This window comes from Streptomyces sp., from assembly GCF_050698815.1.
Taxonomy (GTDB): Bacteria; Actinomycetota; Actinomycetes; order Streptomycetales; family Streptomycetaceae; genus Streptomyces.
Window position 1 is genome coordinate 1 of record NZ_JBOHCV010000553.1, and the last position, 10,850, is coordinate 10,850.

Annotated in this window: 9 protein-coding genes; 4 read left to right on the top strand and 5 right to left on the bottom strand. The window is 71.7% G+C overall.

Annotated features, from left to right (window positions below; all coding sequences use genetic code 11):
• The 3 genes from ACRDP3_RS19970 to ACRDP3_RS19980 form a co-directional block, all read right to left on the bottom strand.
• On the bottom strand, positions 1-502 hold a 502-nt coding region (locus ACRDP3_RS19970; RefSeq protein WP_431518339.1), incomplete at its 3' end, for a sigma-70 family RNA polymerase sigma factor.
• Between the two features lie 458 nt (positions 503-960).
• Positions 961-2,541: an MFS transporter gene (locus tag ACRDP3_RS19975; protein ID WP_431518340.1), complete on the bottom strand. Its 1,581-nt coding sequence runs from the start codon at positions 2,539-2,541 to the stop codon at positions 961-963.
• Positions 2,542-2,701: 160 nt separating this feature from the next.
• On the bottom strand, positions 2,702-3,418 hold the full coding sequence (locus ACRDP3_RS19980; protein ID WP_431518341.1) for a TetR/AcrR family transcriptional regulator: 717 nt from the start codon (positions 3,416-3,418) through the stop codon (positions 2,702-2,704).
• Between the two features lie 286 nt (positions 3,419-3,704).
• On the opposite strand from ACRDP3_RS19980, the gene wrbA reads away from it, so the two are divergent.
• From wrbA to ACRDP3_RS19995, 3 genes are all read left to right on the top strand, one after another.
• Entirely contained in the window at positions 3,705-4,337 is a 633-nt protein-coding gene (gene wrbA, locus ACRDP3_RS19985; protein WP_431518342.1) for an NAD(P)H:quinone oxidoreductase, read from the top strand.
• Between the two features lie 257 nt (positions 4,338-4,594).
• Complete coding sequence (locus tag ACRDP3_RS19990) at positions 4,595-6,427, top strand: glycoside hydrolase family 3 protein (protein ID WP_431518343.1); 1,833 nt, start codon at positions 4,595-4,597, stop codon at positions 6,425-6,427.
• A gap of 149 nt (positions 6,428-6,576) precedes the next feature.
• Positions 6,577-7,494: a universal stress protein gene (locus tag ACRDP3_RS19995; RefSeq protein ID WP_431518344.1), complete on the top strand. Its 918-nt coding sequence runs from the start codon at positions 6,577-6,579 to the stop codon at positions 7,492-7,494.
• A gap of 39 nt (positions 7,495-7,533) precedes the next feature.
• Here the strand turns inward: ACRDP3_RS19995 and ACRDP3_RS20000 are convergent, their stop codons facing one another.
• On the bottom strand, positions 7,534-8,100 hold the full coding sequence (locus tag ACRDP3_RS20000) for an Rv1733c family protein (RefSeq protein WP_431518345.1): 567 nt from the start codon (positions 8,098-8,100) through the stop codon (positions 7,534-7,536).
• A gap of 258 nt (positions 8,101-8,358) precedes the next feature.
• On the opposite strand from ACRDP3_RS20000, the gene ACRDP3_RS20005 reads away from it, so the two are divergent.
• The gene (locus ACRDP3_RS20005; RefSeq protein ID WP_431518346.1) at positions 8,359-9,078 is read left to right on the top strand and encodes a response regulator; all 720 of its coding nucleotides are present in this window, start codon (positions 8,359-8,361) and stop codon (positions 9,076-9,078) included.
• 27 nt (positions 9,079-9,105) lie between these two features.
• On the opposite strand, the gene ACRDP3_RS20010 is transcribed toward ACRDP3_RS20005, so the two are convergent.
• Positions 9,106-10,842, bottom strand: coding sequence for a GAF domain-containing protein (locus ACRDP3_RS20010; RefSeq protein ID WP_431518347.1), 1,737 nt, complete (start codon positions 10,840-10,842; stop codon positions 9,106-9,108).
• Positions 10,843-10,850: the final 8 nt, after the last annotated feature.

The window sequence follows — 10,850 nt, forward strand, 5'->3', positions numbered from 1 at the left end:
GCGTGATGGCCTGCCGGATCCACCAGGTCGCGTACGTGGAGAACTTGAAGCCCTTGCGGTAGTCGAACTTCTCCACCGCGCGGACCAGACCCGCGTTGCCCTCCTGGATCAGGTCCAGCAGCGGCAGTCCACTGCGCGGATACCGCCGCGCGACCGCGACCACGAGGCGGAGGTTGGACCGGATGAAGACGTCCTTGGCGCGCTCCCCTTCGGCGACGACCGCTTCCAGCTCTTCGGATGCCGCGGTCGCGCTCGCCGAGTCCTCGGTGAGCGGCTCCTCGTCCTGATCCAGTATTCGGCGGGCGTACACCCCTGCCTCGATGGCGAGCGACAGTTCGACTTCCTTTGCCGCGTCGAGCAGTGGGGTGCGGGCGATCTCGTCGAGATACATGCCGACCAGGTCACGGTCCGCGACTTCACTTCCCGCGGCGCGAACACTGTTGGCCGTGTCACTGACACCGGTCGCGGTGGCCTGACGACGGGCGACGGCACGGGTTGCCATGCGGGCTCCCTTGCGAGTGGATTACGTGGTTGGTGGCTGTGGTCGGACACTCCCCGAGTGCCCCCATCCGTAGGAAACAACGACTGGAAACCGGACTAAATTCCCAACGCGCGCGTCATTTTCCTGATCATGCAGTACCCTGTCCGGCCGTCCACAGGGTCACATGGCGCTCGGACCTGGGAAATCCTGGTCGGAGCGGGTGCCGGAGAAGCCGGCGGTGTCCTTCGAGTCCCGCACTCCACCGTGCCTCACTCTGAGGGAGCAGCGCGCCTGGCTCTTCTCCCACCATGGAAGACGACCCACACCGCCCGATGGTTGCGCGTGGCGGTGCCCGCCCGGCCGGGGCGGGCGCAACGCGAAACCGCCGGACCCATGACCTGATGTGGTCATGGGTCCGGCGGGGCCGGCTGTTCCGTGGTCCAGCGGCTCCTCCCCCGGCGCCTGCGCCGGGCGCGCCCTCAGTGCACCAGCACCGGTACCGGGCCCTCCTCAGCCGCACCCTGGCCGTCCCCGGCACCGGCGGAGCCGGCTCCCCGCACCTGCGAGCCGCCCTGCCCCCGCGCGGTGACGAGCGTGACCGCGATCGCCGCCGAGAGCAGCAGGATGCCGACGGCCCACCAGATCGCCGACGTGTAACCGTGCACCATGCCCTGCAACTTGAGCAGTTGCCGGGCACGCCCGCCGGTCGCGTCCGCGGCGTGCGCGGTGAGGTAGGAGGTGGTGGCACTGGCCGCGATGGTGTTCAGCAACGCGGTCCCGACGGCACCCCCCACCTGTTGCGAGGTGTTGATCATGGCGGAGGCGACGCCCGCGTCCTGCGGCTCGACGCCGATGGTGGCCAGCGACATGGCGGTCATGAAGGCGGTGCCCATGCCCAGCCCGAGCAGCAGCTGCGCGGGCATGATCAGCGTCGCGTACGAGCTGTCCACCTCCAGCTGGGTCAGCATCAGCATGCCGCCGGCCGCGACCACGAAGCCGGGTCCCATCAGCAGCCGGGGCCGGAGCCGCGTCATCAGCCGTGCTCCGATCTGGGTCGAGCCGACGATCATTCCGGCGATCATCGGCAGGAAGGCGATACCGGTCCTGACCGGGGAGTACCCCTTCACCACCTGCAGGTAGTAGGTCAGGAACAGGAAGAGCCCGAACATCGCGATCACGGCGAGACCGAGGGAGAGGTAGACCCCGCCCCGGTTCCGGTCGGTCAGCACCCGCAGCGGCAGCAGCGGCGCCTTCACCCTGGCCTCGACACCCACGAACGCGCCCAGCAGCAGCACGGTCGCGACGAACATGGCGACGGTTCCGCCGTCGCCCCAGCCGTGCGCCTCGGCCCGCGTGAAGCCGTACACGAGCGCGACCAGGCCCAGAGTCGAGAGTACGACGCCGGGGATGTCGAGCGAGGAGCGGTTACGGGCGCCGGCGGGTTCCCGGATCACGAGCACCGCTCCGGCCGCGGCGAGCACCGCGAAGGGGATGTTGACGAAGAAGGTCCAGCGCCAGTCCAGGTATTCGGTGAGTACGCCACCGAAGATGAGTCCGATCGCGCCGCCGCCGCCCGCGATGGCGCCGTAGATACCGAAGGCCTTCGCCCGCTCCTTGGCGTCGGTGAACATCACCGCGAGCAGCGACAACGCGGCCGGTGCGAGCAGTGCCCCGAACGCGCCCTGCAGCGCACGGGAACCCAGCAGCACCGCCTCGTTCGGTGCCGCCCCGCCGAACGCGGAGGCGACGGCGAAGCCGGCCAGGCCCACGACGAAGGCCCGCCTGCGGCCCCAGAGGTCGGCGATCCGGCCACCGAAGAGCAGCAGCCCGCCGAAGGCGAGGGCGTAGGCGGTGATGACCCACTGCCGGTTGCCGTCGGATATGCCGAGATCGGCCTGCGCGGAGGGGAGGGCGATGTTCACGATGGTGGCGTCGAGTACGACCATCAGCTGGGCGACGGCGATGAAGGCGAGCGCTTTCCAGCGTCTCGGGTCGGATCGTGGGGTGTCGGGGCCGGTGGTGATGTCGGGGCCGTCGGCCGGATGGGCTGTTTTCGGCATGGGTGTGCCTACCTCACGGTGCTGGTGCTGGGTGAGAACGAAGGGTCGTGTCCGCGGCGGGGCGGCTGTGCCGCACGACCGCGCGGAGTGGTGTCAGGTCAGGTGAGTTCTGAGGTCGGGGTGGGTCGCCGAACGGGCTGAACCGGCCGGGCCGGGCGGCTCAGGCGGTCCCGCGCAGCCCGTCCAAGGTGGCGGCGTGGCCTGGCAGTTCGGACCTTGCCGGGGCACGGAGCCCGTCGAGGAAGAGCTGCACATGGCGGTCGACGTAGCGTGCGATCTCGGCGCAGCCGGTGCCCGGCAGCGGCCTGGTGAGCTGGGTGATGGCGACCATCAGGTCCCCGGCCTCGACATCCGGGCGCAACTGCCCGGCGTTCTTGGCGCGCTGGAGCAGTTCCGAGGACAGCCGTTCCAGGCGCCGCCGGGCGGCGAGCAGTTCGGGGTCGTCCCGGTCGAAACCGTCGGCCAGCATGGGACAGAGCGCGCCGACGCGCTCCTCGATGGCGGCGAAGACGAAGTCCCGCAGCGCGGCGAAGACATCACTTCCGTCGACGGTGTTGTCGGTATCCGCATCGGCATCGGTGTCCCCCGTGGCCACGGTGTCGAGCGCGTCCTGCGCCCGGTCCGCGATCCGGTCGGTCACGGCGAGCACGACGCCGTGTACGAGCGTGCCGCGGTCGGGGAAGTGCCGGTACAGGGTGGCGTTGCCGACGCCCGCGCGACGGGCGATCTCGTCCAGTGGCGCGTCCGCCCCGTGGATGACGAACGCCTCCCGCGCCGCGGCGACGATCCGTGCCCGGTTGCGGGCGGCATCGGCGCGCGTCTTCGGGACCGCGCGCTCGGCTGTCGCGGTATCGGTGCCGCCGACGGTGGTGCCCATGGCCTCGCTCCTGGACCGGTGAAGGTGAGTCGATGATCGGTGGTGGTCCGCTACCCGGAACCTTCGATCCGGGGAGCAGCTCCCCGCTTTACGGAGGCACAGGCGATAACGGGGATCGACTCCCCGGATATTTCGGCCTCCGACGTGTTCCACGTCACACCGGACCCACCCTTGAGGAGAGTAGTTCTAGTTTCAACTACCCTTCTTCCGAGGCCGTGCCCGACCCGGCACACGCCCGCCTACCCTCAACCCAGCCAACCCATAAGACACTTGGACAGGAGCCACCATGAGCACCGACGCCACCGCGCCCGCGGTCAAGCTCGCCGTCATCTACTACTCCTCGACCGGCACCGTCACCGCGCTCGCCAAGGAGATCAACAACGCCGCCGAGAAGGCCGGCGCCGAGGTCCGGCTGCGCCGCACGACCGAGCTGGCCCCCCAGGCCGCGATCGACTCCAACCCGGCATGGGCGGCGAACGTGGCCGCCACCGCCGACATCCCCGAGGCCACCCCCGACGACATGGACTGGGCCGACGCCGTGATCTTCGGGACGCCCACCCGCTTCGGCAATGTCTCGTCGCAGCTCAAGCAGTTCCTCGACCAGCTCAGCGGCCTGTGGGCGGAGGGCAAACTGGCCGACAAGGTCTACAGCGGATTCACCTCCTCCGCCACCCTGCACGGCGGCCAGGAGTCCACCCTGCTCGCCCTCTACACCACCTTTCACCACTTCGGCGGCCTGACCGCCGCCCCCGGCTACACCCACCCGGCGAAGTTCGTGGACGGCAACCCGTACGGCACCTCGCACACCGATGCCAAGGGCGACAACCCGGTCGACGACACCGCTCGCGCGGCCGCGCGGGTGCAGGCCGAGCGTGTGGTCCGGATAGCGCGCGGCGTCAAGGCCGGACTCGCCGGCTGACGACGGCTGCGCCGCTCCCTCGCACCCGCCGCCCCTCGTCCCACGAGTGGGCGGCGGCGCCGGGTGCCCGGGTTCGCACGGACGCCGGGCCGCTCTCCCCGGCGCTCCCCGGCCGCTCTCCGGCCGCTCTCCGACGCCGTGGCACCACTGGTCTGGACCGATGAACATCAGCGCGGCGTCTGGTTCTCTCCCCGCCCCGCTGGGACGATGTGCGCCCCGTACGCCCGACTCCTGTCGCCCGCATGAGGAGCGTTCCGATGCCGCAGTCGCCGCAGCCGCAGCCGCGATCCACCGCCCGCAGAAGCGTCCTGGCCGGAGCAGGAGCCGCGGGCGTCGCGGCGGCCATGGGCATTTCCGCCGGTACGGCGCGGGCGGCGGAGCGGGACGACGCCGAAGTCCGGCGTACGGCACGCTCCCTGCTCAGCCGCATGTCGCGTACGGACAAGGTCGGTCAGCTCTTCGTCCTCGAGGTCTACGGCCGGACGGCGGACACCTCGCATCCCAAGAACACGGCGTTGTACGGGGTCTCCACGCCGGCCGAGGTCATCACCAAGTACCGCCCCGGCGGAGTGATCTACTTCGACTCCCGCCGCGGCCCCGACAACCTCGGCGAGCCCCGCCAGATCGCCCGCCTCTCCAACGGCCTGCAGCGCGCCGCCCTGCACACCGGCGCCCGGGTCCCCCTCCTCGTCTCCATCGACCAGGAGGGCGGCAGCGTCGTCTACCGGATGCTCGAACCGGCGACCCAGCTGCCGGGCAACATGGCGCTGGGCGCGGGCCGTTCCCGTACCGACACCCGCCGCTCGGCCGCGATCATCGGCAGCGAGCTGGCCGCGATGGGCATCAACCAGAACTACGCCCCGGTCGCCGACGTCAACATCAACCCCGACAACCCTGTCATCGGCGTCCGTTCCTTCGGCTCCGACCCGAAGCTGTGCGCCACGCTGGTCTCCGACTCCGTGCGCGGCTACCACCGCGGCGAAGTCGCCAGCGCCGCCAAGCACTTCCCCGGCCACGGCGACACCGACACCGACAGCCACACCGGTCTGCCGGTGATAAAGCACACGCGCGAGCAACTGGACACCATCGACCTGCCGCCCTTCCGCGCCGCCATCGCCCGCGACGTCGACACGATCATGACGGCGCACATCGTCGTGCCCGCCCTTGACCCCAGCGAGGCCCCGGCGACGATGTCGAAGCCGATCGTGACGGGCCTGCTCCGCGAGGAACTGGGCTTCCGCGGCCTCATCGTCACCGACGCCCTCGACATGCAGGGGGCGTCCGGCGAATTCCCGCCGGACGTCGCTCCGGTACGGGCGCTCCAAGCCGGATGCGACCAGCTCGTCCTCGCCCCCAAGACGGACACCGCGCACGCCGCCGTCATGGCCGCCCTCACCTCCGGCGAGGTCTCCGAGTCCCGCCTGGACGCCTCCGTGCTCCGCATCCTCGAACACAAGGTGCGCAACGGCCTCTTCCCCCGCCCGTACGTCGACGAGGACCACGCCGAGCGCTTCGTCGGCAACCGCCGCCATGTCGCGGACGCCGCCCGCATCACGGCCCGCACCATCACCCTGGTACGCAACGAGGGCAACGCCCTCCCGCTCTCCGGTGCCAAGCGCACCGTCCTCGTCACCGGCTGGGGTACGAAATCGGTCGAGTCCCTCACCCGTACGGTCGCCGGCCGGGCCGGCCAGTCCGCCACCGCGCTGGAAACCGGCGCGGTCCCCACGGCCGCGAAGATCGACGCCGCCAAGGCCGCGGCCCGCGACCACGACGTGACCGTGGTCCTGGCCAACGCCGCCGCGGCGGCCGGCGAAAAGGGAGTCGCCCAGGCCGCCCTGGTCAAGGCCCTGCTGGAGACCGGCACCCAGGTCATCGCGGTCGCCGTGCGCAACGCCTACGACATCCGCCGCTTCCCCGCCGTCCCCGCGTACCTGGCCACCTTCAGCTACGGCAACCCCTCCCTGACCTCCCTCGCCGACGCCCTCTACGGCGACCTGAACCCCACCGGCGCACTCCCGGTCGCCATCCCGAGCCTGGAGGACCCTGACCGCGACCTCTACGACTACGGCCACGGGCTGGGGTACTGACCCGGGGCAGGCCGGAGACCCGGGCCGTTCGCGCTGACGTCCCCGGGCGCTTCGCGCTGACGTCCCCGGACGCTTCGCCCTGACGTCCCCGGACGCTTCGCGCCCTCCGGTGTCGCGCCGGGGCAGCGGGACAATGGACATGAGTCCCCATGCTTCGTCGCAAGCCGGATGCGGAGGCAGGCACCATGTTCGACACCGTCACCGTGGGCCTGGACGGCACACGAGAAAGCCAAGCAGCGGTCGACTGGGCGGCACGGGAAGCGCTCAGCCGTGGCGCCACCCTGCAACTGGTCCAGATCCACGAGACGGGTGCCTACCCCTACTCCCCGATCGCGCAGGACCATGTCGAGCACGAATGGGCGCACAAGATCACGAGCGAGGCGGTGGACGACCTCGCCGGCCGGCACCCCGGCCTGCGTACGACGGTCGAACTGGAGGCCGGACGTCCGTCCTATGTGCTCTCCGACTTCTCCACCCGCACCGATCTGCTGGTCCTCGGCTCCCGTGGCCTGGGCAGCGTGCTCGGATACATCGTCGGCTCGACCGCCCTGCCCACCGTCGCGCACGCCCAGTGCCCGGTCATCCTCGTCCGCGCCCCGGAATCGGAGGAGCCGGGCCTGCACGACCACGCGCCGGCAGCCGAGGGAGGCATCGTTCTCGGCCTCGACCTAGGCCGGCCGTGCGACGAACTCCTCGCCTTCACCTTCGACGCCGCCGCCCGGCGCTCCGCCCCGCTGCGCGTCCTGCACAGCTGGGGACACCACCCGCCGGCGCACGGGACCAGGCCCGCCCTCGACGCGGAGCACGCCCGGCAGGAAGCCGAACAGGAGACGGAGCTGTCCGCCGCCCTGCGCCCCTGGCGGGAGAAGTACCCCGCCCTCGAGGTGCACGCCGAGGCACTGACCGGCCGTCCCGCCCGCCTCCTGGTGGACGCGGCGTCCGGGGCGTCCATGGTGGTCGTCGGCCGGCGCATCCGCCGCTCGCTGGTGGGCTGGCACCTCGGCCCCGTCGCCCACGCGGTGATGCACCACGCGCGCACTCCTGTCGCGGTCGTGGCACACGACTGAGCCCACTGAGACGGCCCGGACCCACCCGTCCGGGCCGTCTCAGTCGCGGCGGCTCCAGCGCGGACCGACGGCGGCCCACTCCCGCTCCCACTCCCGCGTACGGCTCGCGTCGAGGCGCCGCTTGACCACCCAGTAGCAGCCCAGCGTGACGAAGCACGCACCACCCGCGGCCGCGCTGCCCGCGGCGATGCTCTCCGTCGTGATCTGGGTGGAGTCAGGAGGTGGCTGCCGCGGTACGCCACGACCGTCGAGCCACACCGTCACGTGGCTGCGCTCCGGGGTTCCCGCCCGCACCGGTGCGTCGCCCGTACGGGCGGAGCCGTCGGCCACCTTCCACTTGACGTGGGTGGGCACCTCGGGGTCGTTCGTCACGGTGGCGATGCCGTCCGTGCTGGGTGCGTTCTCCAGCGAAACGGCCGAGACCCGGTGGAGACCCGGGTGGTCCCGCAGGCCGTCGGCGACCGCATCGGAGGCCAGCAATCCCGTGAACGGGGCGCCGACGGCCATGACCGCTCCGGCCGCCAGCGCCGCCCACGCCTCGGCCCGGTCGGATCGGCGGCGGAGCGGATTGCGACGCAAGCGCCACAGCCTCTTCCTGGTGCTCATGCGCTGACCCCCTCGCCAGCAGAGAACCGGTCACGAGAGCACGGTCACACGTCCGCGCGCCCGGGGAGAGGGCCGAAAGGGTCCCTGCTGGAGGGACGGGTGGCCTGCGCGCGGCCCTGGCCGGGGCCCGTTCGGCCCTGGTCGGCCCTGATCGCCCTGTTCGAGCCACGTCCTGTGGAGGAACCATCCGTTCCAGGAGCCGGGAGCGAACACCCACGAGCCACGAGCAGCGAGCCACGACGGACCACGAGGACCGACATGAACGCATCACGCGCCTTCTCCGCGCAGAACCCCATCAGGGTCCTGCTTCTCGACGACCACGAGGTCGTACGCCGCGGAGTGCACGACCTGCTGGAAGCGGAGGCCGACATCGAGGTCATCGGTGAGGCGGCGACCGCGGAGCAGGCTCTCACCCGCGGGCCCGCGCTGCGACCGGACGTGGCCGTACTCGACGTCCGGCTGCCCGGCGGCGAGGGCGACGGTGTCACCGTCTGCCGTGAGCTGCGCTCCCACATGCCCGAGCTGGCCTGCCTGATGCTCACCTCCTTCGACGACGACGACGCCCTGCTGGACGCGATCATGGCGGGCGCGGCGGGCTACGTGCTGAAACAGATCAAGGGCTCCGACCTGGTGTCAGCCGTACGTACGGTCGCGGCCGGCCAGTCGCTGCTCGACCCCGCGACCACGGCCCGGCTCATGGGCAGCCTGCGCGGCACGGACGGCGCCGCCGGCACCGGGGACTCCGCCGGGCAGGCCGGGCACGCGGCCATCGCCGACCTGACGCCCCGCGAACGGGACGTCCTCTCCCTCATCGGTGAGGGGATGACCAACCGGCAGATCGGCCACCGCCTCTACCTGTCGGAGAAGACCGTGAAGAACCACATCTCCCGGCTGCTGGCGAAGCTGGGCGTCGAACGGCGCGTACAGGCCGCGGTGCTCGCCACCCAGGCGCATCCGCAGGAGCCGGACCGGCCGTGACCCGACCGGTCCCTGAGCCCGCCCGCCCTAGGGAGCCCCTCCCGCCCGTGCCCCGCCGTCCACCGGCACCCGCCAGACGAGGGCGGTCCCGCCTCCGGGCGGCGTCTCCAGAACCAGTTCGCCGCCGAGCCGCTCGGCCCGCTCCACGAGGTTGCGCAGCCCGCTGCGGCGGCCGTCCGCCGGGATGCCGACGCCGTCGTCCACCACCCGGAGCGTGAGCGCGCCGTCCCCCGCCCCGGCCGACACCTCGACCGCACTCGCACGGGCGTGCCGGGCCGCGTTGGCCAGGGCCTCGGCGAGCACGGCGACGGCTTCGTCGGCGACACCGGCCGGCACGTCCGTATCGAGCAGGCCCTCCAGCCGCAGCACCGGGGTGAACCCCAGCGCTGTCGCGGCCTCCCGCACCGCCGCGCTGACGCGTCCGCGCAGTCCGTCCCCGTCCGCCGCTGCTTCATGTGTCCGCAGCCCGAAGATCGTCGTACGGATGATCTTGATGGTCGCGTCGAGGTCGTCGACCGCTCGCAGCAGCCGCTCACCGGCCTTGGGATGCTCGACGAACCGCACCGCGCTCTGCAACGTCATCCCCGTGGCGAACAGCCGCTGGATCGCCAGGTCGTGCAGGTCGCGGGCGATGCGGTCGCGGTCCTCCAGCAGGGTGATCTGTTCGGCGTCGCGCCGCCGCTCGGCGAGCTCCATGGCCACGGCGGCCTGGTCGGCGAAGGCGCTCAAAGGCGCGGTCTGGGTGTCGGCGAAGGGCGTTCGCGGCTTCGTACGGGCCAGCAGCAGCACCCCTTGAGGCTGTCCGTCAGCGATCATGGGCACCGCCACCGCCGGTCCTAGTCCGGCCCAGCGCGGCGGGCCGGCGGTCACCCGCAGATCGCGCTCCACGTCGGCGCTGACGGTCACCTCGCCGGCGGCGACGGCCGCACCCTCGAAGGACCCCTCGCGGGGCAGCAGCAGACCACGGTGGCGTTCGCAGTGGACCCCGGCGGCGACGACCACGCTCAGCAGCTCACCACCGTCCTCCGGCAGCGCCAGCACGCCGAGATCCGCGGAGAGGATGGTCCGCGCCAGATCGACGATGAGACCGAGGACGTGCCGCTCGCCGACGCCGGACAGCAGTGCCCGGGTCACCTCGGCGTTCGCCTCCAGCCACCGCTGGCGGTAGCGGGCCTCCTCGTACAGCCGTGCGTTCTCAATGGCGACACCGGCCGCCACGGCCAGGGTCGACAGTACGGACGCGTCCTCGCCGTCGAACTCCCCGCTGGTCCGCTTCTCGGCCAGGTAGAGATTGCCGAAGACCTCGTCCCGTACCCGGACTGGAACGCCGAGGAAGGACCGCATCGGGGGATGCCCGTCCGGCAGGCCGCGCGCCGAGGGATGCAGCGACAGCTCCGGCAGCCGCAGCGGCACCGGGTTCCGGATCAGCTCACCGAGCAGCCCGTGACCCGCGGGCAGCGGCCCAATGGCCGCGGCCTGCTCCTCGCTCACTCCGACCGGGATGAACTCGCAGAGCTTCCCGTCCTCTCCGATCACGCCGAGGGCCCCGTATTCGGCGTCGACGAGCAGCACGGCCGCCTCGACGATGCGCTGCAGCACCTCGGAGAGCTCCAGCCCCCGCCCCACCGAGAGCACCGCCTCCAGAAGGCTGTGAATCCGGTCCCGGGTGCCCTCCTGATCGATCCGCACGGGCAGCTCTTCGAGCAGACCATCGAGCCGCGTACCGGGCGGCCGTCCCGGACCCTCGCCATCCACAGCGCTCATGGACCGCC

Bases quoted from the DNA above. Each gene is read 5' to 3' on its own strand.
- ACRDP3_RS19975 (WP_431518340.1), bottom strand. From the start codon at position 2,541: ATGCCGAAAACAGCCCATCCGGCCGACGGCCCCGACATCACCACCGGC.
- ACRDP3_RS19980 (WP_431518341.1), bottom strand. From the start codon at position 3,418: ATGGGCACCACCGTCGGCGGCACCGATACCGCGACAGCCGAGCGCGCG.
- wrbA (WP_431518342.1), top strand. From the start codon at position 3,705: ATGAGCACCGACGCCACCGCGCCCGCGGTCAAGCTCGCCGTCATCTAC.
- ACRDP3_RS19990 (WP_431518343.1), top strand. From the start codon at position 4,595: ATGCCGCAGTCGCCGCAGCCGCAGCCGCGATCCACCGCCCGCAGAAGC.
- ACRDP3_RS19995 (WP_431518344.1), top strand. From the start codon at position 6,577: ATGCTTCGTCGCAAGCCGGATGCGGAGGCAGGCACCATGTTCGACACC.
- ACRDP3_RS20000 (WP_431518345.1), bottom strand. From the start codon at position 8,100: ATGAGCACCAGGAAGAGGCTGTGGCGCTTGCGTCGCAATCCGCTCCGC.
- ACRDP3_RS20005 (WP_431518346.1), top strand. From the start codon at position 8,359: ATGAACGCATCACGCGCCTTCTCCGCGCAGAACCCCATCAGGGTCCTG.
- ACRDP3_RS20010 (WP_431518347.1), bottom strand. From the start codon at position 10,842: ATGAGCGCTGTGGATGGCGAGGGTCCGGGACGGCCGCCCGGTACGCGG.